We start from the raw sequence: 24,086 nt of genomic DNA, 5'->3' as shown, positions 1-24,086 counted from the left end.
GTCCGGCCCGGGGCCGTGCGCGGAACGTGCGGTCAGGCGGTGACGAGCCTGGGGCTCAGGACGTCCGGGCCAGGTTGCCCTGGTCGGTGTCCACGGCGGCGGTCTCGACGGCGCGGCGGGCGTCCAGGGCGAGCATCAGCCGGCCCTCCAGCTTGAACGTCCCGACGATGAGGTCGCGGAAGGCGCCGTGGAGGGTGTCCGGCGGCGGCTCGAACGCCTCGTCGTCGAGTTCGATGACCTCGCCGATCCGGTCGACGAGCAGGCTGACCCACTCGTCCTCGACCGAGACGATGACGTTCATCGCCGGCTCGGCGAGGTCGCGGCCGGGCAGGCCGAGGCGGACCCGGAGGTCCACCGCGGCGATGACCTGGCCGCGGAGGTTGAACAGGCCCCCCACGGACGTGGGGGCGAGCGGGACGCGGGTGTACTCGTGGAAGCGCAGGACCTCCTGCACCTGGGCCACGTCCACCCCGAACAGCTGGTCGTCCACCTCGAAGGTGGCGTACTGGCGACTGGGCATCTCAGGCTCCCACCATGGTGTCGGGCATCTCGGCGTAGAAGCGGGGGTCGGCGGCGAGGATCGCGCGCCGCACGTCCAGCAGTTCGGTGACGCGCTGCTGGATGACCGCGGAGCCGGTCAGGCCGTCGTCGTCGAGGTCGCTGCGCGCCTCGATGTGGTCCTCGACGATGTCGACGATCTGCTGGACGACCAGGGCGACGCTGCGGCCGCGCTCGGTGTAGACCACCGCGGGCACGGTGTCGCCGTCCGGCTCGGTGTCGTAGACGCCGAGCAGGGACGCCAGCCGGATCACCGGCAGGATCTGGGACCGGTACTGGACGACCTCGCGGGCGCCGACGCGCTCGATGCGGTCGACGGCGAACTCCTCCAGTCGGGTGACCATGTCGAGCGGGATCGCGACGCGGCGATCGCCCATGCCGGCGATGAGGAGCCGCTCGATGCGGCCCTCGGCGGCGCGGGTCTCGACCTGGTCCATCTCGGCGCGCTCGACGGCTTCGGCGGCCAGGTGCGAGCGGCGGGCGAGGGACGGGATGTCGAGGATCAGCGCGACCTTGCCGTCACCGAGGATGGTGGCGCCGGCGTAGACGCCGACGTCCTTCAGCCGCCCGGTGAGGGGCTTGACGACGATCTCCTCGGTGTTGAGGACGCGGTCGACGACGAGGCCGAAGCGGCGGCCGTCGGCCTGTAGGACGGCGATGTAGACGTCGCGGTCGCTGTTGCGGGCCGGGAGGCCGAGGGTCTCGTCCAAGCGGACGAGGGGCAGCAGCTTGCCGCGGAGCCGGTACACGGGCGCGCCGGACACGTGCTCGATCTGGCCGGACTGGCCGTCGACGAACACGAGCTCGTCCACGCCGACCTGCGGGATCGCGTAGGTCTCCTCGCCGCATTCGACGGTGAGGGCCTGGATGATCGCGAGGGTCAGCGGGATGGTGAGCCGCCAGGTGGTGCCCTTGCCGACGGCGGAGTCGACGTCGACGGCGCCGCCGATCTGCTCGATGTTGGTCTTGACGACGTCCATGCCGACGCCGCGTCCGGAGACGTTGGTGACCTTCTTCGCGGTGGAGAAGCCCGGCTGGAACAGCAGGGCGAAGATCTCCCGGTTGTCCATGCGGGCGAGCTGCTCCCGCGTGGCGACGCCCCGGGTGAGGGCGGTCTCCGCGATCTGGGTCGGGTCGATGCCGGCGCCGTCGTCGGTGATCTCGACGATGACGTGGCCGCCCTCGTGGTAGGCGCGGAGCGTCAGGGTGCCCTCGGCGGACTTGCCGGCGGCGGCGCGCTCCTCGGGCGTCTCGACGCCGTGGTCGACGGCGTTGCGGACGAGGTGGGTCAGCGGGTCCTTGACCGCCTCCAGCAGGCTGCGGTCGAGTTCGGTCTCCTTGCCCTCCATGACGAGCCGCACCTGCTTGCCGAGGGTGCTGCTGAGGTCGCGGACGACGCGGGGGAGCTTGGACCAGATGTGCTCGATCGGCTGCATGCGCGTCTTCATGACGCTCTCCTGCAGCTCGCTGGTGATGAGGTTGAGCCGCTGGGTGGTGCGCACGAGCGTCGGATCGGAGCCCCCGCCCACGCCCCGCATGATCTGGTTGCGGGTGAGGACGAGCTCACCGACGAGGCGCATCAGCGCGTCCAGCAGGTCGACGTCCACGCGGATGGAGCTCTCGGCGATGCTGCGCCGGGTACCGCCGGGCTGGCCGCCGGTCTCGTCCGCGGTGGGGAGCGCGCCGGGCGCGGCGGCCGCCGGCAGGGCGGTCTCCAGCGGCGGCGTCTCCACCTGTGCGGGCTCGGGCATCTGGGCGTTCTCCGGCTCGGGCTCGGGCTCCGCCTTCGCGGCGGCGGCCTTGGTGGTGCGCTTGGTCGCGGCGCGGGTGGTGGTGCGCTTGGCGGCGGGCTTGCGCGCGGGCTTCCCGGACGCCGGCTCGGTCTCCGCGGACGCCTCTGAGGGCGCCTCGGCCGGGGCCGCCTTGGGGGCGGCGGGGTCCTCGATGCAGGCCGTCACCATGGCGATGACCGAGTCCACATCGACGTCACCTTCGCCGTTCGTCTCCTCGATGGTGCTCAGGAGCGTGCGGACGGTGTCGACCATGCGCAGGAGAGCATCGGTGCTCTCCGGCGTCAGCTCCTGCGCGCCGTCCCGCAGACGGGACAGCAGCGACTCGCCGGCGTGGGTCAGCGTTTCCAGGCGATGGAACGCAAGGAACCCGCTCGTGCCCTTGATGGTGTGAATGGTGCGGAAAATGCTCGACAGCATCTCGCGGGATCCGGGGTCCTGCTCGAGGGCGACGAGATCCCGGTCCAGTTGGTCCAGGTTCTCATGGCTCTCTACCAGGAACTCCTGGATGATCTCGCCCAGTTCCTCCACAGTTTCCTCCTCCTGATCTGCATCGACTCCATCGGCGGAACGGCCGTCCACTTGAGGGTCCGGGGCGATCGGTTTCCCACGGCCCCGCGCCCCGGCGCCGTCGGCGAAATCACGGCGGATTCCCCTCAGGTCCGCGCCCCTCCGGTCGATATGGCGGCACCACAGCTCTCGCCCGCGGCGGCTCCGGCCGCCGCCCGCCTCCGCAGGACGCGGGGCGGGGTGCGCACGCCCCGGGCGCATCCATGGAAGGACGCACATGAGCCGTAACGGCCATGAGCCCCCGCGCGGGCGCTCCCGGACGCTGGTCGCGGCCGGCGCGATCGCGGCGACGCTGGCGGCGGGGTCGGGTGTCGCCACCGCGGGCACCGGCGCCTCCGCTCCCGTACGCAAGCCGCAGGGGCAGCTCATCAAGGACCGGTACAACGTCGTGTTCAAGGACGCGGCGTCCTCCGCGGTGAAGGTGCGGCGGGACGCGGCGGACGCGACCCGCAGGCGCGGCGGAAAGGTGTCCCGGACGTTCACGGGGACGGTGAAGGGCTTCAGCGTCCGCGCGACGGAGGAGCAGGCCCGGAGACTGGCGGCCGATCCGCGGGTCGCCTACGTCGAGCAGGACGCGCGGGTGCGCGTGAGCGACACCCAGAGCGGCCCCGCCTGGGGCCTGGACCGGCTGGACCAGCGCACGGTTCCCCTGGACGGCTCCTACACCTATCCGGGCACGGCGGCGGGCGTCGCCCTGTACGTGCTGGACACGGGGGTGCGGGCGTCCCACGCCGACCTCGCGGGCCGGGTCGGCGCGGGCTTCGACGCCGTGGGCGACGGGCGGGGCACCGCCGACTGCGACGGGCACGGCACGCATGTCGCCGCGACCGCCGGCGGCCGGACATGGGGGGTCGCGAAGGGCGTCACGGTGCATCCCGTGCGGGTGCTGGGCTGCGACGGGTCCGGGGCCCTGTCCGGCGTGATCGCCGGGGTCGACTGGGTGACGCGGCACGCGTCCGGGCCGTCGGTGGCGAACATGAGCCTCGGCGGCGGAGCCAGCGCGGCCCTGGACGACGCCGTGCGGCGTTCGATCGCCGCGGGGGTGACCTACACCGTCGCCGCCGGCAACAGCGGCTCGGACGCGTGCTCGACGTCTCCCGCGCGGGTCCCGGAGGCGCTGACGGTCGGCGCGACCGGCCGGGACGACGTCCGGGCCCCGTTCTCCAACCGCGGCCCCTGCCTGGACCTGTTCGCGCCGGGCGTGGGCGTCACGTCCGCCTGGTACGACGGCGACGCCGCGACCCGGACGCTCAGCGGCACGTCCATGGCGGCCCCGCACGTCGCCGGGCTCGCCGCGCTGTATCTGGCGGCCCGTCCGGACGCCGCGCCCGCGCAGGTGGCGGCGGCGCTGACGGCGAACGCCACGCCCGGCATCGTCGGGAACCCGGGATCGGGATCTCCGAACCGCCTCGCCTACGGCGGCACGGAGCCCGCCCCCGCTCCCGCCCCGGAGCCCGGTGAGGGTCTCTTCCGCAACGACACCGACGTTCCCCTGTCGCGGTGGTGGAACGGCTCGTCCAGCACGGTGACCGTGACGGGGTGGGCCGGGCGGGGCGCGACGACCGCCACCGTCGAGGTGGCGATCCGCCGCGGCACCCGCCGCGACCTCATGGTCGAGGTCGTGCTGCCGGACCGCCGGGTCTTCCTCCTGCGCCGCCCCCAGCCGCGCGACAGGGGCGCGGACCTGGTGGCCTCCTACACCGTCCCGGTCGCGGGGCGGACCGTGGACGGGGTGTGGCGCCTGCGCGTCCGCACGCTGCTCCCGCAGCGGGACAACGGCCTTCTGGACGCCTGGGCCGTCCGCTTCTGAGGCGGTTCCCACCAGGTTCCGCGAGTTCGGCGAGGTCGCGTCCGGCGCCCATCTGAGGGGTCGGCGCCGGGCGCGACCGTTTCGCAACCGGCGGGCTACCGTCACTGACGGTGTCCGCCCGTGTACTTGATGAGAACGCGGTTCGCAGGAGACCGATGAAGGTCGCAGCGGGGGCCGGCCCGCCACCAAGGAGATGAGATGCGCAACGACTTCGTGGACAACGTCACCCGGGCCGGCGCCCTGGCCCTGTCGCCCGTGTCCGCCGCCGAGCGGCTGGACCGCGCGGCCGCCGAGTACGCCATCGTCCGCGCCATGACCGACCACGGCGGCGCCGACGGGTGCGCCGCGGCCCTCGCGCAGGAGTTCGGCGACCACCCCGAGACGGCCGCGGACCGGATGCGCTGGGCGAGCGGCGTCGTCAGCGCCCTCTACCGCTGAGCCTCCCTCCGTATCCTTTGACATCTACGTGATCTCCGTTCGGTGGAGGTTGACCCGCGTCCGGGCATGCCCGGACTCGGGGAAACACCCCGTCACCGAACGTGGAGGTCGAATCGATGTACAAACGCCCGCTGGCCGGCGCCATCCTGGCCGCACCTCTCCTCGCCGTCCTGGCCGCGCCCGCCGTGGCCCAGGCGGCCAAGACGGTGGACCAGTGCAAGAACGAGGACGCCACGATCGTGGTGACCGAGGAGTCGCCCGAGACCGTGGAGGGCACCGCCGACCGGGACGTGGTCCTCATCAAGCACGAGGGGCACACCATCAAGACGTTCCGCGGTGACGACCTGGTCTGCGGGTCCGACGGCGCGGACGACATCCGCACCGGCACCGGCGCCGACCGCGTCTTCGCTCGCGGCGGCAACGACTACGTCCACACCCGCAAGGGCGAGGACCTCGCCCGCGGCGGCTCGGGCGACGACAAGATCTGGATGGGCGAGGACAACGACACCGGATACGGCGGCATGGGCGCCGACCGCCTCCGGGGCGGACCCGGCGAAGACGAGCTGGACGGCGGCCCCGGGGACGACTGGGTCATCGACTGAACGCCGGTTCGGGCCTCCCGCTCCTCACCGGAGAGGCCCGAACGGCTCCACTCCTGCGGCCGGACGCGCGAGCGCCCGGCCGCAGGCGCGCGAGGGGTGTTCCAGGGGCGACGCGGAATGCGGCGCACAGCTCAACCAGCTCACGCCGGTCATGGCCGTCCCCACATCCCGGGTGGGCGACCGGCCGTCTTTTCGGTGGGCGCTCGCCAGCCGAGCGCCGCACGGATCGCCTCGTCCAACGCCTTCGTCGTGCCGCCCTCGTACAGGCCGGGCTGGTGCAGGCGCGTGTAGGGCACGTACGCCCACCAGCTCTGGGTCTGCTTCCCGAACCAGACCTTGACGCCGTGGTAGCGGTCCTGGATTCGTGCCGCTTCCGCAGGGACCTGGCCGGTGATCACAGCAACGCCTTAGCGATCTTCTCGGTCACGTCCGCCAGGTCGCGCATGGGCCCGATCTCGGCGCCGTGTGTCCAGCGCACTATCCCCCTGTGCACGGCGACCGTGGCGGACCGCCGCGCGGCTTCCACCGAGAGCGTCTGCCCGTACAGGTTCGCGACGATGCCCCGACCGCGCAGCATCACCTTCAGCGCGCGCAGCGCGACACGTGCGTCGGAGGCGTCCATCTCGGCCAGGACCTCGCGGAGCTGCTCGCCGGTCACCGCCCGAACGGCGGTCGCGCCGGCGGCGCCGGGGAGGTCGTCCCGGGTGGCGTGCCAGCCGTCGTCGTAGGTGACGGCCCATCCGGGTGCGAGCGTGTGGATCTCGCGGATCAGGAGTTCGCGGGACAAGCGGTCTTTGTCCGGGGTGTCGTCCGGGGTCGTGCTGGGTTGGGTCTGCACCGGGGACCTCGCTCGGTTTCGGTAGCGAATTGGTCACATCCAGTGGACCGCTGGCGTGATCAACACCGCTAGACGACACTGAGCGACAGACTGCGACATCTGCCTGTGTCCAGGTCCGATCAGCCAGCAGCGAGGTGCACGCTCATGGCCTATGAGGCAACCCCGGACGTCCGCGCGCGTATGCGCCGTGAGCGCAAGGCGCGCGGATGGGACGTACAGGAGATGGCGCCGCAGCTCCGCAACGCCGCGAATGACCCACGGGCGATGCCCGCGACCCGCAGCCTGCGCCGCAATATCGAGCGCTGGGAATCCGGCGCGGTCACGCGCATCCAGGAGCGCTACCGCATCCTCTACGCGCGGGCCCTGAGCATGTCCGAAGAGGAGCTGTTCCAGCCCGGAGACCACACGGCGCCGGCGCCGCCGCCGGAGGCGGCAGAGGGCGACGTCGACGCCATCCGGACCATGCTGCACGCGCTCCAGACCTCGGACCGGCAGTTCGGCGGCCGCCGCATCCGGCAGCAGGCCAGCGACTACCTCTCCGACGTCATTGAACCGCGGCTGCGCGGCCCGGCGCCGGACCACTTGCGGCGGAGCATGTTCAGCGTGGCGACCGAGTTCACCATGCGGGTCTCGGCGATGCATCTGGACAGCGACCACCTCGACCAGGCGGTGAGCCTGCTCGGCCGGGCCTCCAGCATGGCGGCCGAGACCGACGACGCCAGCCTCACGGCGTGGGTGCTGTCGCGGCGCGGCGAGCACGAGATGCACCGGGCCGCTCTCAGCAGCTCACCGACCAAGCAGCGGGCGTGCATCGACCAGGCGATCGCCTACACCGAAGGCGCTGCCGGAGTGGCGCGCGTGGCGCCCCCGATGTCCCGGGCGTTCCTCACGACGAAGCAGGCCCTGGCCTGGTCGATGACCGGCGACCGCGCCCGTACGCAGCGCGCCCTGGGATCGGTCTGGGACTCCTACGAGCACGCCGGTGACGGCGTCCAGGAGCCGGGATGGATGGGCGCCTACGGGTGGGGGCACCTGCAGCACGAGGAGGCCCGCTGCTATGCGCAACTCGGGATGGGACAGCACGCCGTCCGCGCCGCCCAGGCCAGCCTGACCGTCCGGACCGATCTGCGGCCGCGCGCTTTCAGCCTCGGCGTGCTGGCGATCGCGCACGCCCAGGCCCTCGACATCGACCAGGCATGTGCCGTCGGCCGGCAGTTGGTCGGCCTGGCTTCGCAGATCTCCTCGCGCCGGGTGTGCATCCGCGTCGCCGAGGTCCTCGACGCGCTCCGCGAGTACCAGAGCGTGCCCGCCGTGGCGGAGCTGCGCGAGGCAGCCCAGCCGGTACTCGAGGCTTGCGGGACCTGACAGCGGGGACTGCGCAGCCATGCCCGCCCCGCACCTCCCCTCAGAGATCCGCGCCGCGCTCGACGAGGTACGCGCCCGCTACGGGGCGCCCGTCGACGACGCACATCTGATCCGCCAGCACAGCAACGCGGCCGTGGCCCTGCCGTCGGCCGGGCTGCTCGTCCGGATCGCCGGCCGCGGAAAGCTGGACCGCATCGCGGTGTCGATGGCCGTGACACGATGGCTGGCCGACCGCGGATACCCGGCCGTCGAGCCCGCGGCCGACGAGCCGCTCGTGGTCGGCGAGCAGGTCGTCTCGGTATGGCGGCTGCTGGACGTCCAGGCCGACGAGCCGGGATCGGCCGCCGACCTCGGGCGGCTCCTGCGCGAACTCCACGACCTCCCGGCGCCGCCCGTCGGCCTGCCGGACCTGCGCGACCCGCTGGGCAGCGTCGCGGCCGCCGTCCAGGACCATCCCGGCGGGATGACGGACCAGGATCGAGTCTGGCTCATGGCGCGCATCGACGCGCTGCGGGAGTCCTGGACGGACCTGCAGCCGACGCTGCCGGTCGGCCTGGTCCACGGCGACGCGCACTCCAACAACCTGATGCGCCTGGCCGCCGGCGGGGTGGTGCTCGGGGACTGGGACCACGTGTCCCGCGGCCCGCGTGAGTGGGACCTGGTCCAGCCGTACTACATGGCCCGCCGGTTCGGCCGGCACGACCGGCGTGAGCTGGACGAGTTCGCCGAGGTGTACGGATGGGACGTCCGGGGTTGGGCCGGGTTCGAGTTCCTCGTCCAAGTCCGGGAGGTGACCGGTCTCAGCCCGTACGTGCGCAAGGCATCCCACGACGAATGGTCTCGGGATGAGGTCGCGCACCGGATCGCGACCATCAGGGACCATGACTCCGCCGCTGCGTGGAATTCTCCGCGCAAGCCGTGAAACCGATGCCCTGGCAGCCGCCGCGTTCTAGCGGGACAGTACTGGCGTTCATGCACCGGGCGCCCCGCAGAAGGCCCCCGGCTCGATACGCTTCGCTTCTAGTGGTCGTCGCAACACCCTTGCCGGGGGATGCGATGAACTTCGAGATCCGGAAGGGCCGGAGGCCGCAGGGACAGAAGGCAGCGCCCCCCATCTTCTGGGAGCCGTCTCCTTCCGGCTCTTCGCGCCACCTGGGCGAAGCCGATCGCATCCACATCGCCGACCGGGTTCGCGAAGGCGCGTCGCTGCGCACGATCGCCGGTGAGCTGGGCCGCCACCGCTCTACCATCGGCCGGGAGATCCGCCGTAACCGGACCGAGGGCACCCGCAACGATTGGCAACTCCGACCACGAAAGACGCTCGGCTGGGATATCCCAGCCGAGCGTCTCGCTAAGCTCCTGGCCGAAGCCAGTTGATCAACCGGTGTTGCGAGGACCCCTCGAATGCGCCACCGGGTGCGGGGGCCTCCTCCTGTTTGGTCGCTCAGGAGGTCCTGAAGCGGGAACCCCTTGCCCGCGTCACCCGCACGCGCCGCCTCGATGGTGGCGTTGAGGGCCAGCAGGTTGGTCTGCTCGGCGATCGAGGTGATCGTCTTGATGACGTCGCCGATCTCGGCGGAGGAGGTGCCGAGCTTGCCGACGGTGTCGTTGGTCGCCGCGGCGACCGTGACGGCCTGCGCGGCGACCTTGGCCGCCTCGCTCGCCGACTGCGCGATCTCCCGGATCGCGGAGCCCATCTCCTCTGCGCCCGCCGAGACGGTCGCGACGTTCTGCGACACCTCGTCGGCGGCCTCCGCGACGATCCCCGCCTGGAGGTTGGTCTCCTCCGCGCTGGCGACGATCTGGGTGCTGCTGGCGGTGAGCTCCTCCGCGGCGCCCGCCAGGGATCCGGCGGAGTGGTCGATGGTGGTGACCGCGTCCTGCATGGACTCCGTCGCCTCGTTCAGCCGGGCGGCCATCTGCCCGAGCTCGTCGCGGCTGTCCACCGTGACGCGGCCGGTCAGGTCGCCCGCGGCGACCAGGGCCAGGACGTCCGCGACGGCCCGCACCCGGCGGACGATCATCCGGGAGATCAGCAGCGCGAACGCGAGACCGAGCGCGGTCCCGGCGATCAGCACGGCCAGCATCAGGAACCGGGCGGACTCGACCGTCTCGCCGAACTCCTTGCTGGTCGAGAGCGCGGAGGTCTGCACCTCGAGGGCGGCGGCCATCTCGTCCTCGAGTGCCTTGCGCAGGTCGCGGTTGGCGCCGAGGGACATCGCGATCGCGCCCTTGCGGTCGGTCGCGTAGAGGGCGAACTCGGTCTCCAGGCCCTTCCGCCAGGCGGCGAGCTTGGCGCTGAGACCGTCGATCCCCGCGGCCCCGGCCGACGTGTCGGCGGCGGCACGCGCGGACGCGATGCTCGCCTCGATGCCCTCGAAGCGCTTCAGCGCCGAGTCGCGGAACTCGGCGTCGCCGGTCAGCAGGTACCCGCGCTCGTCGTTGGCGGCGGCCTTGGCGGCCAGGGCGTCCTGCTGAAGGCCGGTGATGAGCGGGACGGAGCGCTTCATCTGGTCGTTGTGCGTGTCCTCGAGCGCCGCGATCTTCAGCAGGCCGGTGACGCCGGTCAGGACGCCGGCCGCGGCGACCACCAGGACCGCCAGCAGGATCTTCGTGCTGACCTTGCGGTCGGCGATCAGCTGCTGGACCCCTTTCGTGCTCTTCAATATCTCTCCTAGATCCCGCCGTCCGGCCTGCGGCGCGGCGAATGGTCCATACACCCCCGTTCATCGACGGAGGGGTTCGGCTTCTGAGGACTCGCGGGTGTGCCCGTGGCAAAGCCCTCAGCTCCGCCGGACGGCCGCCGATCGGCCGTGCAGGACGACCAGGAGGAGTGACCCGTGAAGTTCTCTGCGCGGTACGGGGGCGCCGCCCTGCGGATCACGGCCGTGACGGCGCTGGCCGGGGTGGCGGCGACCGCCGCCGCGAGCGGCGCGGACGCCGCCGCGCGGCAGGTCTCCCGCGGCTACGGCACGGTGCGGGCCGTCGCGGACGGCGACACCCCCTACGTCGGCGGAAAGCGCCTGTCCGACCGGGTGCGGCTGATCGGCGTGCAGGCCGCCGAGACGTCCCACGGCGGGCGCGGGAAGACGTGGTGCCACGGCGGGGAGGCCAAGAAGCGGCTCGGGGCGCTGCTCATCGGCAAGCGCGTGCAGCTGCGCTCGCAGAGTCCCGGCCGCGACGGCCAGGGCAACCGCCCGCTGCGCGCGCTGTACCTGCCCCGCAAGGGCGGCGGATACATGGACGTGCAGCAGGTGATGCTGCAGGAAGGGCACGTCCTGTGGCACCCGGACAAGAGAGAGTGGCAGAACAACCGGCTCTACCACGTCCTGGCGGACAGGGCCGCCGCCGCCCGCGCGCGGGGCACGATCTGGGACGACGACTGGTGCGGCGCGGGCCCCTCGCAGGGGGCCGGGCTGAGCCTGTACGTGCACTGGGACGCCCAGGGCCAGGACGAGGACAACCTGAACGACGAGTACGTCGTCGTCACCAACGAGGGCACGGCCGGGGTGCCCCTGGCGGGCTGGCGGCTGCGCGACGGGAGCCTCAACACGTTCACGTTCCCGAGCGGCGCGTACGTCCCGCCCGGCGGGACCGCCACGCTGCGGATCGGGTCCGGGGAGACCACGAGGACGGCGACGGGCACGACGTACCACTGGGGGCAGCGGCATCCGATGCTCGCCAACGCCGACCCGGCGAACGGGATGGGCGACGGGATGTACCTCCTCGACCCGCAGGGCGATTTCCGCGCCTGGCGGACGTGGCCGTGCGTCGTCTCCTGCACCACCTCCCGATGATCCTGTCGTCATGGCGCTGAACAGGGAAGACTGGTCATGGGAACGGTCCGTTTCGGGGGGAGCCGCGGGGACGGGAATCTCCGTGTCGATGGGAAGGGCCATGGTGGACGTGGATCGGGAGAAGGCGCTCATCGCGCTCCTCGACCGCGTCACGCGCGTGGCCAGCACCGCCGAGGATCTGGAGACGGCCGCGGGGGAGACGCTGGCGGCCGTGTGCGAGCTGTCCGGCTGGCGGCTGGGGCACCTGTGCGTGCCGTCCGGCCGCGACGACGTCTTCGTCAGCTCCGGCCTGTGGGTCGGCGCGACCGAGGAGTTCGCGGCGCTGCGCGAGATCACGTCCCGGATGGAGTTCGAGCCCGGCCTCAGCATCGTGGGGCGGGTCGTCGCCACCCGCGCCCCCCTGTGGTCCCACGAGGCCGCCGAGGACCCGCTGTTCGTCCGCGGGCAGATCTCCGAGGTCGACCTCGGCGTCGGAGCCGCCTTCGCGTTCCCCGTCATGGCGTCCGACGGCTCCGTCGCCGCGGTGATGGAGTTCTTCTCGCACCGGGCGTCGCCGCCGGACGAGACGCTCCTGCGGGTCATGGCGAGCCTGGGGCACCTGCTCGGCGGCGTCGTCGACCGGCGCCGGGCGCGGCGGGCCCTGGAGGCGGAGCGCAACCGCCTCGAGCAGGTCATCCAGACGTCCGTCGAGGCGTTCGTCGGCATGGACCGCGACGGCCGCATCATCGGCTGGAACGCCGCGGCGGAGCGCATGTTCGGCCTCTCCCCGGACGAGGCGATCGGCCGGGTCCTGGCCGACACGATCATCCCGCCCCGCTACCGGGAGGCCCACCACCACGGAATGGCGCGGTTCATGGCGACGGGGCGGGCGCGGCTGCTCGGCCACCGGTTCGAGATCACGGCGCTGGGCCCGGACGGCACCGAGTTCCCCATCGAACTCGCCATCTGGGCCTTCCCCGACGCGGACGGCGGGTGGGTGTTCAACGCGTTCCTGCACGACGTCACCGACCGGCGCCGCGCCGAGCGGGCGCTGCGGAGCGCGTACGAGCGCGAGCAGGCGAACGTCGCGCGCCTCCGGGACCTGGACCGGGCGAAGAACGACTTCATCGCCCTGGTGTCGCACGAGCTGCGCACCCCGCTCACCACGATCCTCGCCTATCTGGAGATGCTGGCGGAGGGCGACGCCGGGGAGGTACCGCCGGCGCAGGGGCGGATCCTGGGGACCATGACCCGCAACGGGCTGCGGCTGCGGCGGCTCGTGGAGGACCTCCTCACCGTCACCGCGATGGACACCGGGGGCCTGACGCTGAACCTGGGCCGGGTCTCGGTCCGTGACGTGATCGCCGAGGCCGTCGCGCTCGCCCGCGACGTCGAGCAGGCCGAGGCGGTCGAGGTCGCCGTCGAGGTGACCGACGCCGCCGGTGAGGTCGACGGGGACCGGGAGCATCTGGTGAAGGCGGTGTCGTCGCTGATGTCGAACGCGATGCAGATCACGGCGCCCGGGACGCGGGTCGATGTGCGCGCGGACCGGCGGGACGGCACGGTGTCGATCTCCGTCACCGACCACGGTCCGGGCCTGGGACCGGAGGAGATCCCGCACGTCTTCGACCGCTTCTTCCGGACGCGCCGCGCCGAGGAGCAGGCCCTCCAGGGCCTCGGTCTCGGCCTGACGATCGCCAAGACGATCGTCGAGGCCCACGGCGGCGCCCTGGCGGTGCGGAGCGTCCCGCCCGGCGGGGCCACCTTCACGATCACCCTCCCGGCCGGCGGGCAGGGGGGTCAGAAGGCGCCGGGGGAGGAGAACCGGTAGCCGAGCGCCCTGATCCCGTCGACGATGGCGTGCAGCCCGTCCACGCCCAGGTAGGGGTGGTAGAAGAAGCTCGCCGTGCCGTCGCGGACGACGAGGTTGGCGCGGGCCGCCGCGATGATGTCGGCGGGCGTCACCGCCGGGTTCTGGTTGTAGCCGGTGGGGACGACGTTGCCGAGGTTCTCGGGGACGACCTTCGTCCCGTAGACGTCGGTGACGGCGTAGGGGAAGAACTGGCCCGCCATGTGGCCGTACTCGGGGGCCCGGCCGGACAGGGTGCCGGTGAAGTAGAGGGCGCGCTCGTACCGGCGGGCGAACCGGGTGCCGACCGCCCGGTAGTCGGCCGGGGAGCCCGCGTAGTGCGGGAACTCGAAGATCGCGGGGACCGGCAGCCCGGCCTGGGCGAACGCGGCGGCGGACGCCGACACCCGGGACAGCGCCCACGCGGCGGAGTCCCCGGGGACGGGCCCGTCGTAGCGGACGCGGTCGCCGGCGTCGACGTGGGCGCGGTAGAACTCGAAGTCGTCGCCGCTCGTCCCGTTGTAGGGGTTGCGGAGGGTCCCGAACTGGTGCGTGTACCCGTGCATGATCATGGTGCCGCCGTGCGCGAGCATGTACCGGATCGCCGCGACGACCCGGGGGCGCTGCGCGAGCCGGACCGTGCGGCCCCCCTCCTCGTGGACGGGGAACACGCCGAACGAGAACGGGACGCCGCGTCCGGCGAGGAGGCGGGCGGCGGCCGTCAGGTCGGCGGGGTCGGACGCGGGGCCGACGTCCTCCAGCCGGACCAGGGCCCGCCGCCGGGTCGCGGTGCCGGGGGCGAGGGCGTCGAACAGCAGGTCGGCGAACGCGAGGTAGCGGTCGGTGGCCGCGGTGTAGGCCAGGGGCATCTCACCGATGTAGGTGAGGTTCCTCGAGCGGACGGCCCAGGGCAGCGTCGTCCCGTCCGTCCGGCGGGCGGTGGCGAGGACCGCCGCCTTGGCGGGGTCCAGGGACGCGTAGTCCATGATCCCGGCCTTGTTGCGGACGTCCCGCGTCAGCGTCCGGCCCTTGTACCGCACCTCGTCGACGGGTGCGGTGTCGTAGCCCGCCCACTTCCAGCCGTAGTCCTCCGTGAACGTGGGGACGGCGGCGGCGAGCCGCCAGATGTTGTGGTTCAGCCAGACGACGGGACGCGCCGACGTCCGCACGTCGTCCAGGAAGGCGCGGGGGAGGGGCTCGTCATAGGTCGACCCCGCGTACACGACGGCGGTGTAGCCGGTCATCTGCCCGCGCCGGTAGCCCGCCACGGGCGCCGCGGTGTAACGCCCGAAATGCCCGGTGAGGTTGGCGATCTGGGTCGCGTACAGCTCCCCGAGCCACCCCCAACGTCCGGTCGTGTCGTACAGCACGAGCGTGTGCCGTCCCGTCCCGGGCGGCCCGCCGGTGAACGCCGCGGCGCGTGCCGCGGACGGCGCGGACGCCGGGGCGGCGACCGTCCCGGGCGGCGTGACGGCCAGGACCAGCGCCGTCGCCAGCAGGACGACCACGACGCGGAACACGTGGATCCTCATCGGTTCCCTCCCGTCCCGCCCTTCCGGCCGGTCATGTCCGTGCCGTCTTCAACCAGGTGCGGCGGCCCGAGACGACCCGGGCGGCGGCCCACCATCCGGCGGCGAACCACTGGTAGCCGTACAGGACGAACACATGTCCGAGCAGCAGCGACCGCAGCCGGCCGAGATCGCGGTCCCGGCGGTGGTACACGTGGCCGTACACGAACGCGATCCCGAACGACAGCAGGTACCAGGCCGCGAGCCACGCCGGATGGGGGAGCCCCCCTCCGGTCAGCAGCGTCCCGGAGACGACCGCGACGGCGGACAACGCGAACGCGGGCGGCAGCAGCGACGTCAGCAGCAGCAGCCACGGGCCCAGCAGGTGGTAGACGAGGTCGGGCGCCGCCTTGGCGGGCGCCCGGCGGGCGACGCGCGGCAGCAGCCGGCCCGCCTGCAGGTGCCCCTGGAACCAGCGGGACCGCTGCCGGACGAGCCGCCGCACCGACAGCACCGCCTGCTGGTCGACGGCCACGGCCGGGCAGAACCGGTTCCGCCAGCCGAGGGTGAGGAGCCGGAGCCCGAGGTCGAGGTCCTCGGTGAGGCAGTCGCTCCACGGCGCCGAACCGAGGTCGTTGAGGGCGGCGAGCCGCATGAACTGGCCGTTGCCGCCCAGGCCGACGCTGCCGATCCGGCGGCGGCCGCTCTGGAAGACGTCGGTGTAGACGACGAACTCCATGTCCTGGAGCCGCGCCAGGAGGCCCGCCGCCCGGTTGTACATCCGGACCCGGATCTGCACGGCGCCGGTCGCCGGATCCGCGAAGTAGGGGGCGACCGCGCCGGGCGCCCCGGGATCGAGTCGCCCGTCTGCGTCCAGGACGCAGACGACGACGTCGCGAGGGTCGCGTCCGACGAGCAGATCGGAGGTGCGCAGGTGGGCGAGCCCGGCGTTCAGCGCCGCGCCCTTGCCGCGCCGCGCGTTGGGGAGCGCCCGCTGGAGCAGCCGCACCCGGGGGTCGGCCGCGGCGGCCGCGCGCACGATGCCCGGCGTGGCGTCGCCGGACGCGTCGTCCACGACCAAGACCGCGAAGTCCCCCGGCAGCGCGAGGAGCCGCCGCAGGCTCGCCTCCAGCACCCGTTCCTCGTTCAGGCAGGCGAGCAGGTACACGAAGAACGGCGCCGGGCCGGACGCGGCCGGCGCCCGCCCGCCGCGCGACATCAGGAACATCGCGGAGGTGTAGCCGAGGCCAAGGACGATCAGCCCGGTGGACAGCGCGAGCAGGATCACGGCGCCTCCCCGGGCCCGGCCGCATTCCGCGGCGCGGCGGTCATGACCGGCTCACGGTGCCGTGGCGGCCGTGCCCGCCGGAGAGCCGGTCGACGCCGCGCATGACGAAGCCGTAGCCGAGCAGCGCGCAGACGGCCAGCAGGAACAGCGCGAATCCGGCACCGGTCGTCATCAGCAGGACCCGCGCGGCGTCCCCGGCGGACGCGTCGAGCGCGTCCGGCAGGGTGATCGCCGCGGCGGTCGTGCCGAGGCCGGTGAGCGCGTAGGCGCCGCCCGCGTACATCAGCGGTCTCCGATCCGGGCGAGGCCGGACGGGACGGCGGCGAGACGGGCGGGGTGGACGAGGCGGGTGAGGCGGGCAGGCATGGCGGTTCCCGGGAGCTGGTCGCTGCGTGACGTCCGCGGCGCGGACGTCATCCGACGCTGGGCTCGGTCTCGCCATTGGCTCCCCGGGGCGGCTAGGCGACCGCTTTCCTACGTGCGCGCTAGGCGCCGGTGAGGCCGTCCCGGATCATCGCGTACCCATGTGCCCGTCGACCGGAGATGGCCCCCGACCTGCGAACACACCTCAAATGTAACCGACAGTCACCAGTGCTGCAATCGTTCGGCAAAGTCGGCACCCGCTGTGACAGGCCCAGGTCAACGGGCCTCAAGCGCCGCCCAACCCGGCCGATGGGGGAACACCACCCGTCCGACCACCAGGAGCCAGCGATGCCCGGGACCCCACCCCAGCGCAAGCGTGCCCGAAAGCGCGTCGCGCTCGTCCTCGGCACCCGCCCGGAAGCGATCAAGCTGGCGCCGGTACTGCGCGCCCTCACCGCGCACGACCTGTTCGAACCGCTGGTGATCTCCACCGGGCAGCACCGCGAGATGCTCGCCGACCTGCTGCCGCGCCTCGGCGTCTATCCCGCCCGCGACCTCGCCGTCATGCGGGACCGGCAGCCGCTGTCCGCGCTGACCGCCCGGCTCGTCGGCGGGCTCGGCGAGGCCCTGCGCGAGGACGCCCCCGACGCCGTCGTCGTCCAGGGCGACACGACCACCGCCATGGCCGGCGCCCTCGCCGCCTTCTACGAGCGCATCCCCGTCGCGCACGTGGAGGCCGGGCTCCGCACCGGTGTGATGGACGACCCGTTCCCCGAGGAGCTCAGCCGCACGCTGATCGCCCCCATGGCCCGCTGGCATTTCGCCCCCACGGGCGGTGCCGCCGGCAACCTCCGTTCCGAGGGCGTCCCCGCCGGACGCGTCCACGTCACCGGGAACACCGTCATCGACAACCTCCTGTGGGTCCTCGACCGGGGCCTCGGCACGTCCGCCTTCACGGCCGCGTCCGCTTCGACCGCGTCCGCTTCGGCCGCGGGGCCCGTCCGCCGCGTCCTCGTCACCCTGCACCGCCGCGAGAACCAGGGCCCCACCATGGCGGGGATCGCCCGTGCCCTGGCCGAACTGGCGGGCCGCCCCGACGTCGAGATCGTCCTGCCGCTGCACAAGAGCCCGGCCGTCCGCGAGTCGCTGCTGCCCGTCCTCGGCGGGCTGCCCCGCGTCCGCCTGGTGGAGCCCCTCGACTACTTCGACTTCGCCGCGACGCTCCGGGCGAGCGACCTGGTGCTGACCGACTCCGGCGGCGTCCAGGAGGAGGCCCCCACGCTGGGCAAGCCCGTCCTGGTGCTGCGCACCACCACCGAACGGCCCGAGGCCGTCCTCGCGGGCGCGGCCCGCCTCGTCGGCACCCGTCCCCGCGACATCCTCACGATGGCCGCCGAACTCCTCGACGACCATGTCGCCTACCGCCGCATGGCCACCGTCACCAACCCCTTCGGAGACGGCACCGCGTCGGCCCGGATCGTCCGCCGCCTGGCCGCGGACCTGACCAGCGGCACGGCCGGCGCCTCCGGCCCGGACACCGCCGTCGCCTGACGGTCACCGGCCGTCCTCGACCTCGCGGCCCGCGCCCGCACCGGCCATCCGCACCATGATCGACTTTTGGGGTCCGATGGGTCTTCGTCACGAAACCCAGCAGAATTCAAGTTCTGTAGGGTTTCACGGCAGAGCGCGCATCAGGCGACGGCGGTGCCGTCGATGGGGCCGGTGGCGAGCTCGACGCGGTTCCGGCCGAGGCGCTTGGCGGAGTAGAGCGCCTTGTCGGCGGCGCTGAGAAGGTCGGTGGGGTCGTGGCCGCGTCCGGCGGGCGCGCCCGCGACCCCGGCGCTGAACGTGACCCGGACGAGGTGCCCGCCGGTGTCGGTATCGGTGGCGGCGATCCGCTCGCGGAGGTGGTCCACGCGGACGCGGGCGTCCTCGGCGGTGGCGCCCGCCAGCAGGAGGACGAACTCCTCGCCGCCGTGCCGCGCCACCAGGTCGCCGTGGCGGACGCCCGCGGTGAGCATCCGCGACACGTGGACGAGGACGTCGTCGCCCGCGGCGTGCCCGTAGGTGTCGTTGACGCGCTTGAAGTGGTCGATGTCGAGCAGGACCAGGCTGAACGGGCCGTCCATGGCGGCGAGGACGTTCATGAGGTGGCGGCGGTTGTGCAGCCCGGTCAGCGCGTCCCGGACGGCCTGCTCGGCCAGGTCGGCGCGCAGCGCCTCGTTGACGCGGAGCTGCTCGCGGAGCTGCGCGTTGGCCTCCTCCGCCTCGTTGCGGCGCCGGTTCAGCTCGGTGATGTCGCGGGCGACGAGGACCCAGCCGATCCGGTCGCCGCGCCGGTCGCGCAGGCCGCTGACCCGCATGTGCAGGTCGATGCCGGTGCCCCGGGAGTCGATCAGGGTGTACTCGCCGCCGTCGCCGCCGTCGAGCAGCCCGGGATCGCGGCCGAGCGCCTCGGTGAGCGTGCGCCCCACCATGGACGATGACGGGGTGGACGGCCGCAGCCGCCGCAGCAGCCTCCCGGCGGCGGGATTGGCGTCCAGGATCACGCCGTCGAGGTCGACGACGGTGACGGCGTCCAGGATGGTCTCCAGGACGTGCCGGTTCGCGACGGTGATCTGGGAGGGCAGGTCGCGCCGGGCCAGTACCCAGTAGCCGATGACGGCGGTCGCGGCGTACCCGACGCCGGTCATGTCGATGCTGGTCTCGTGCAGGATCAGCGACAGCACGTTGACGGCGACCGGCGGCAGTGTCGCGAGCATGCCGAGCGTGTAGATCCGCCGCTGCCGGCGCGGGGACCGCCACCAGGCGCGGGCGATCCGCGCCGTGCCCCCGGCCAGCAGCACGTAGGAGTAGACGGCGTGCGCCCAGAACGCCGGGCCGTAGATGGGGACCGGCGCGCCCTGCATCCCGGTGGGGTGGACGCCGGTGAAGAACCAGTGGTGCCAGGGGTTGGTGGCGATCAGGGCGATGACGAGCGCCGGCTCGATCATCAGGAGCAGGGTGGTGCGGCGCGTCAGCCGCCATGCCCGGTCCGCGATGGAGAGGCTGAGGCAGAAGAATCCGGCGACGACCCCGCAGATGGCCGGGAACTCGGCGCCCAGCGCCAGCAGCGTGCCTCGCGGGGTGTCCTGGTGGAGCAGGGCGATGTCGACGGCCGACCACAGCGCGGTCGTCATGCCGACCCAGGCGTACACGCGGAAGGCGGGCGCGCGGTGGCGGCGTTGCCAGCCGATCACGGCCATGAGGGCGCACACCGCGGTCGACAGCGCGAACGCGAGGGTGAGGGCCGCCGCCATCTGCTCCCCCAAGCCGTCAGATACGAGTCGAATTCCCATCGGCATTGGTGTTCGGGAACCTGAGGACAATCAAGCCGGGCCGCTCCCCCGCGGCGCGGCCCGGGATCACCAGCGGATGCCGTCGGCCGCCAGGCAGGACGCGTTCGTGGTGCAGCCGCTGATCGCGGTGAGCTGCCGGTGGAGGCGCGCGCGCGTGCCGGCGTCCACCCCTCCGGCGGTGTTGTGGAGCTGGTGCGGGTCCCGGCGCATGTCGTAGGACGCGCGCTCGCCGCTGGCGTATTCGACCCACAGCCGGTCCGCGCGGCGGATGGCGCGGTACCGGGTGGGGGCGACCCTGGCGTCCTGCTCGGTGTCGGGGTCCTCGGCGTACACCTTCGCGGCGAGGTACTCGACGAGTACGGCGGTCCGCCAGGGGCCGGGGGCCCGGCCGTACAGGAGCGGCGCCAGGTCGCGTCCCTGCATCCAGGACGGGACGCCGCGTCCGGCCAGGGCGGTGAAGGTGGGTGCGATGTCGACGTTGGAGGTCAGGGCGTCCACCGTCGCGCCGCGCCGGACGCCCGGTCCGGTGACGATCAGCGGGACGTTGATGTCGTGGTCGAACGCGGTGCGCTTCCCGGCGGCGAGCCGGTGCTCGCCGAGGTGGTAGCCGTTGTCGGAGCCGAACACGACGTAGGTGTCGTCCGCCCGCCCGGAGCGCTGGACGGCGGTCAGGACGTCGCGGACGAGGTCGTCCAGGGTGAGCGCGGACTGGGCGCGCAGCCGGTAGGCGCGGTCGAAGCCGCTCGTGCGCGCCGGGGTGGGCGAGCCCCGGTGCCGGAGCCATTTCGGCGCGTTCTTCACGGCCTTGCCGAACGAGCCGGTGCGGGGGGCGGTCAGGCCGGGGAACGCGGCGGTGTGCCGGGGGGCGGGGATGGAGGGGGTGTGTGGGGAGAAGGGCGCGATCTCGAGCATGTACGGCGTCCCGGGGGCGGCCCGGTCGATGAAGGAGGCGGCCTGCCGCGCCATCACGTCGGTGCCGTAGTCGGAGGCGTCGTCGCCGTAGTGGACGAGGCGCCCGTTCTCGTTGTTGTACCAGTCGTACTGGCGGTATCCGGTGCTGCCGCCGACGTACCACTCGTCCCAGCCGGGGCCGACGGGTGAGAGTCCCTCCGGGCCGGCCTTGTAGCCGTTGAGGTACTTGCCGATCATGCCGTTGCGGTAGCCGGCGGCGTCCAGTTCGGTCGCGAAGGTGTTCCGGTCGGCCTTTCCGGCGAACGCCTGGTAGCCGCCGTTGGGGCCGAGGTTGCCCCACACTCCGGACGAGTGGGGGTACTGGCCGGTGAGCGTGGAGGCGCGGGAGGCGCAGCACAGCGAGTTGGACACGAAGTACTTCGTGAAGGTGGTGCCCTGCTTCTGCATGGCGCGCACGGTCGGCATGAAGCGCAGCAGGTCGTTGCTGAGGTCGTCGACGAGGATGTAGACGATGTTGGGCTTGGCCGCGGTCTCCGTCGCCGTCTCCGTCGTGGCCGTCCGCGGGGTCGCGGGGGCGGGCGCCGCCGCGGCGGTTCCGGTGGCGGCCGGGGCGGCGGAGACGCAGCCGGCCAGGGAGAACGCCGCCAGGCCGGCGGCCAGGGCGGGGGCCCACTTGGGCGGTGGGACGAACCGGGGGGCCATGCGGCGGGGTCCTTCCGGAGCCGATCAAGGGACGCCACCCCATCGGCACCGAGATTCCGCGACTTGAGGGGAAAGGGGAACCGCCGGACGTACGAGAACGCCTACGGCCGACGCGTGACGCGTCGGCCGTAGGCGTTCTGGGAGCGGGGCGCGGGGTCAGGTCGCCTCGGCCCGCCCGACGCGTTCTTCGGGCGTCACTCGCTTCCAGTGCAGGAATCCGAGAACGGAGAGCAGTGCCATGACCGCTGCGCCGACGTAGCAGAAGATGGCGCCGTACAGGGCGATCTGGGCGATCTTCCAGAAGGCGTAGGCGTTGAGCAGGAGCCCGCGCAGTGTCTCGCCGCGGAACGCGGTCTGGACCTGCCCGGCGAGCTTGGTGTCGCTCGGGTTCGCCCGGGACGCCGTGCTGAGCTCGGAGTAGGTCTTACCGCCGCCCATCTCCTCCAGGTGCCGCTTGATGTAGCCGTTGGCGTAGGCCTCGGCCTGCCCGCCGTCCAGGACCTGCTTGCCCGCGTACTTCTGCAGTGCGGGGTACTCCTTGGGGTCGAGCGCGGGGCTGCCCTTGGGCGGGAAGAAGATCTTTTGTTGTTTGAGCTGGTCCCGTACGTTGCTGTTGGCGAAGTTGTAACCCCACGTGAGCAGGATGCCGCCTACCAGCAGGATGACGGCCATGACGAGGCCGGCCGAGACCAGTAGGGCGTCCAGGGTCTTGCGCCGCATGTCCTCTCCCGATTCCGAATCGATGACGAGTCTTCGATCATTTCCCGGGGAGACGTGACCTACCCCACATGTGGCCCGGTGATGATCGTCCCGTTCCTCCGTTCGGTAAAGGCGCCGCCGCGTGATCGTGATGCCGTGGTGGCGACGTTTGCCGGAGGGGGGCCCGGGAACGCAGTTGATGATCGTGATCTTTGTTACTCCAGAGACGCCAGTCAGTGAGGGATCACCGTGGGGAATCCGGAAACCGGGGGGCTCAGTGCGGGCCGGCCGCCGGGCGAAGTCGGAGTGTCGGGTGAGGCGCCGGTCGCGCGGGACCTCGGTCTGCCGGCCGCGATCGCGCTGGTCATCGGCAATATCGTGGGCACCGGGATCTTCCTGCTCCCGGCGTCCCTGGCGGCGATCGGGTCGGTCAGCATCCTGGTGCTGGTGCTCATCACGATCGGTGCCATCGCCCTCGCCCTGGTGTTCGGCCGCCTCGGCTCGCGCATCCCGGCCGGCGGTGGTCCCTACGCCTACTCGCGGCACGCGTTCGGTGAGTTCGTCGGATTCTGGACGGCCTGGTCGTTCTGGCTGACGGCCTGGCTCGGGAACGCCGGTATCGCGGTGGCGTGGGTCGGCTACGTCAACTACTTCGTCGAGTGGGACAGCACCGCCGGGAAGGTGACGATCGCGCTCGCCGGGCTGCTGCTGGCCGCCGTCATCAACCTGAGCGGCGCCAAGAACATCGGCGCCTTCCAGATGGTCACGACCGTCCTGAAGTTCATTCCGCTGCTGTTCATCGGGCTCGTCGGGATGTTCTTCATCTCGACCTCGAACTTCCCGGACTGGAACACCAGCGGCGACTCGCTGTGGGGCGCGATCTCGCTGGCCGCCGGACTGATCCTGTTCGCCTACTCCGGGATGGAGAGCGTCACGATCGTGGCCGAGCGCATCCAGCGGCCCGAGCGCAACATCGGCCGCGCCAGCGTCTACGGCGTCCTGGCCTGCGCGGTGATGTACCTGCTCGCCACCGTCGCCGTTTTTGGGAACGTTCCATCCGGGGACCTCGTCGACTCCTCCGCCCCGTTCGCCGACGCCATCAACAACATGTTCGGCGGCAGCGGCTGGGGCGGCGTCATGGCCGCCTGCGCGATCATCTCGGGCATCGGCGCGCTGAACGGCTGGACGATGCTGGTCGCCGAGATGCCGATGGCGGCGGCCCGGGACGGCATGTTCCCGCCGGTGTTCGGCCGCCTCGCCCGCAACGGCGCCCCCTCCGTCGGGATCATCGTCGGTACGGCACTGACCGCCGCGATGACCGTCTACGCCTACCTCGGCTCGGAGAACGCCTTCAACACGATCCTGCTGCTGGCGTCGTTCACCAGCGCGATCCCGTACTTCTTCTCGGCCGCCGCGCAGCTCTTCTGGCTGGTCACCGGTGAGCGGGCCGTGAGCAAGGCGCACCTCGCCCGGGACATGGTCCTCGCGAGCCTGGCGCTGGTGTTCGGCGCGTGGATCGTCTACGGCGCCGGGGAGAGCTCGGTGATGGGCGGTGTCCTGATGCTGCTGGTCGGCGTCCCGATCTACATCTGGATCAAGGCGCGGCGCGGTGAGTACGGGCCGGGCGAGCGCGGCACCGCCACCACCACGACCCCCGCCTGACCGCAACGATGGGGGCGC

General features: G+C 72.5%; 20 protein-coding genes and 2 pseudogenes. 10 read left to right on the top strand and 12 right to left on the bottom strand.

The window, feature by feature from the left end:
* Positions 1-55 precede the first annotated feature (55 nt).
* Together IE99_RS0126785 and IE99_RS0126780 are read right to left on the bottom strand one after the other, a co-directional pair.
* The gene (locus IE99_RS0126785) at positions 56-520 is read right to left on the bottom strand and encodes a chemotaxis protein CheW (protein WP_051713336.1); all 465 of its coding nucleotides are present in this window, start codon (positions 518-520) and stop codon (positions 56-58) included.
* Between the two features lies 1 nt (position 521).
* Positions 522-2,879, bottom strand: a complete 2,358-nt coding sequence (locus tag IE99_RS0126780) for a chemotaxis protein CheW (RefSeq protein WP_030176820.1) — start codon at positions 2,877-2,879, stop codon at positions 522-524.
* Between the two features lie 256 nt (positions 2,880-3,135).
* Here IE99_RS0126780 and IE99_RS0126775 point away from each other — a divergent pair, with 256 nt between their 5' ends.
* From IE99_RS0126775 to IE99_RS30780, 3 genes are all read left to right on the top strand, one after another.
* Positions 3,136-4,728 (top strand): S8 family peptidase, encoded by a 1,593-nt coding sequence (locus tag IE99_RS0126775; RefSeq protein ID WP_051713334.1) that lies wholly within the window; start codon positions 3,136-3,138, stop codon positions 4,726-4,728.
* A gap of 198 nt (positions 4,729-4,926) precedes the next feature.
* Entirely contained in the window at positions 4,927-5,166 is a 240-nt protein-coding gene (locus IE99_RS29820) for a hypothetical protein (RefSeq protein WP_051713333.1), read from the top strand.
* Between the two features lie 116 nt (positions 5,167-5,282).
* Positions 5,283-5,768 carry a calcium-binding protein gene (locus IE99_RS30780; protein WP_157610503.1) on the top strand — a complete coding sequence of 162 codons (486 nt, stop codon included), beginning with the start codon at positions 5,283-5,285 and terminating at the stop codon, positions 5,766-5,768.
* Positions 5,769-5,917: 149 nt separating this feature from the next.
* Here IE99_RS30780 and IE99_RS0126760 read toward each other — a convergent pair whose 3' ends face one another.
* Positions 5,918-6,166 carry a hypothetical protein gene (locus IE99_RS0126760; RefSeq protein WP_030176814.1) on the bottom strand — a complete coding sequence of 83 codons (249 nt, stop codon included), beginning with the start codon at positions 6,164-6,166 and terminating at the stop codon, positions 5,918-5,920.
* The gene (locus IE99_RS0126755; RefSeq protein ID WP_157610502.1) at positions 6,163-6,555 is read right to left on the bottom strand and encodes a hypothetical protein; all 393 of its coding nucleotides are present in this window, start codon (positions 6,553-6,555) and stop codon (positions 6,163-6,165) included. Before IE99_RS0126755 ends, IE99_RS0126760 begins: the two co-directional genes overlap by 4 nt.
* A gap of 195 nt (positions 6,556-6,750) precedes the next feature.
* On the opposite strand from IE99_RS0126755, the gene IE99_RS0126750 reads away from it, so the two are divergent.
* From IE99_RS0126750 to IE99_RS33750, 3 genes and pseudogenes are all read left to right on the top strand, one after another.
* Positions 6,751-7,971 carry an NsdA family TPR-like regulatory protein gene (locus IE99_RS0126750; RefSeq protein ID WP_030176809.1) on the top strand — a complete coding sequence of 407 codons (1,221 nt, stop codon included), beginning with the start codon at positions 6,751-6,753 and terminating at the stop codon, positions 7,969-7,971.
* Between the two features lie 19 nt (positions 7,972-7,990).
* A complete protein-coding gene (locus IE99_RS0126745; protein ID WP_051713329.1) occupies positions 7,991-8,893 on the top strand; it encodes a phosphotransferase in 903 nt (300 codons plus the stop codon).
* Positions 8,894-9,042: 149 nt separating this feature from the next.
* Positions 9,043-9,282, top strand: a pseudogene (locus tag IE99_RS33750) (helix-turn-helix domain-containing protein); the annotation flags it as partial.
* 164 nt (positions 9,283-9,446) lie between these two features.
* Here IE99_RS33750 and IE99_RS33250 read toward each other — a convergent pair.
* Positions 9,447-10,481: pseudogene (locus tag IE99_RS33250) on the bottom strand (methyl-accepting chemotaxis protein); the annotation flags it as partial.
* A gap of 330 nt (positions 10,482-10,811) precedes the next feature.
* On the opposite strand from IE99_RS33250, the gene IE99_RS0126735 reads away from it, so the two are divergent.
* Together IE99_RS0126735 and IE99_RS0126730 are read left to right on the top strand one after the other, a co-directional pair.
* Complete coding sequence (locus IE99_RS0126735) at positions 10,812-11,768, top strand: lamin tail domain-containing protein (RefSeq protein WP_051713326.1); 957 nt, start codon at positions 10,812-10,814, stop codon at positions 11,766-11,768.
* 100 nt (positions 11,769-11,868) lie between these two features.
* On the top strand, positions 11,869-13,578 hold the full coding sequence (locus tag IE99_RS0126730) for an ATP-binding protein (RefSeq protein WP_030176801.1): 1,710 nt from the start codon (positions 11,869-11,871) through the stop codon (positions 13,576-13,578).
* Here IE99_RS0126730 and IE99_RS0126725 read toward each other — a convergent pair.
* Genes IE99_RS0126725 through IE99_RS33500 form a run of 4 tightly spaced genes read right to left on the bottom strand, consistent with a single transcriptional unit; the run spans position 13,548 to position 16,809 of the window.
* The gene (locus tag IE99_RS0126725) at positions 13,548-15,128 is read right to left on the bottom strand and encodes a DUF2334 domain-containing protein (protein WP_030176798.1); all 1,581 of its coding nucleotides are present in this window, start codon (positions 15,126-15,128) and stop codon (positions 13,548-13,550) included. The genes IE99_RS0126730 and IE99_RS0126725 overlap by 31 nt on opposite strands.
* 31 nt (positions 15,129-15,159) lie before the next feature.
* Entirely contained in the window at positions 15,160-16,392 is a 1,233-nt protein-coding gene (locus IE99_RS0126720) for a glycosyltransferase family 2 protein (RefSeq protein ID WP_030176795.1), read from the bottom strand.
* A gap of 40 nt (positions 16,393-16,432) precedes the next feature.
* Complete coding sequence (locus tag IE99_RS0126715; RefSeq protein ID WP_030176793.1) at positions 16,433-16,675, bottom strand: hypothetical protein; 243 nt, start codon at positions 16,673-16,675, stop codon at positions 16,433-16,435.
* A complete protein-coding gene (locus tag IE99_RS33500; RefSeq protein ID WP_281176586.1) occupies positions 16,675-16,809 on the bottom strand; it encodes a hypothetical protein in 135 nt (44 codons plus the stop codon). Before IE99_RS33500 ends, IE99_RS0126715 begins: the two co-directional genes overlap by 1 nt.
* A 294-nt stretch (positions 16,810-17,103) precedes the next feature.
* Here IE99_RS33500 and wecB point away from each other — a divergent pair, with 294 nt between their 5' ends.
* A complete protein-coding gene (gene wecB, locus IE99_RS0126705; protein WP_051713325.1) occupies positions 17,104-18,306 on the top strand; it encodes a non-hydrolyzing UDP-N-acetylglucosamine 2-epimerase in 1,203 nt (400 codons plus the stop codon).
* Between the two features lie 140 nt (positions 18,307-18,446).
* On the opposite strand, the gene IE99_RS0126700 is transcribed toward wecB, so the two are convergent.
* The 3 genes from IE99_RS0126700 to IE99_RS0126690 all read right to left on the bottom strand — a co-directional run bounded on the left by IE99_RS0126700 (position 18,447) and on the right by IE99_RS0126690 (position 22,427).
* Complete coding sequence (locus IE99_RS0126700) at positions 18,447-20,066, bottom strand: histidine kinase N-terminal 7TM domain-containing diguanylate cyclase (protein ID WP_169744488.1); 1,620 nt, start codon at positions 20,064-20,066, stop codon at positions 18,447-18,449.
* Positions 20,067-20,159: 93 nt separating this feature from the next.
* Complete coding sequence (locus tag IE99_RS0126695) at positions 20,160-21,707, bottom strand: sulfatase family protein (protein ID WP_030176786.1); 1,548 nt, start codon at positions 21,705-21,707, stop codon at positions 20,160-20,162.
* A 156-nt stretch (positions 21,708-21,863) separates the two neighbouring features.
* A complete protein-coding gene (locus IE99_RS0126690; protein ID WP_030176784.1) occupies positions 21,864-22,427 on the bottom strand; it encodes a hypothetical protein in 564 nt (187 codons plus the stop codon).
* 285 nt (positions 22,428-22,712) lie between these two features.
* On the opposite strand from IE99_RS0126690, the gene IE99_RS0126685 reads away from it, so the two are divergent.
* On the top strand, positions 22,713-24,068 hold the full coding sequence (locus tag IE99_RS0126685; RefSeq protein WP_245623354.1) for an amino acid permease: 1,356 nt from the start codon (positions 22,713-22,715) through the stop codon (positions 24,066-24,068).
* Positions 24,069-24,086: the final 18 nt, after the last annotated feature.

It is taken from the genome of Spirillospora albida, from assembly GCF_000718255.1.
Taxonomy (GTDB): domain Bacteria; phylum Actinomycetota; class Actinomycetes; order Streptosporangiales; family Streptosporangiaceae; genus Spirillospora; species Spirillospora albida.
The sequence above is the reverse complement of the archived record's forward strand: the minus strand, read 5'-3'. Positions and strand labels throughout refer to the sequence as shown.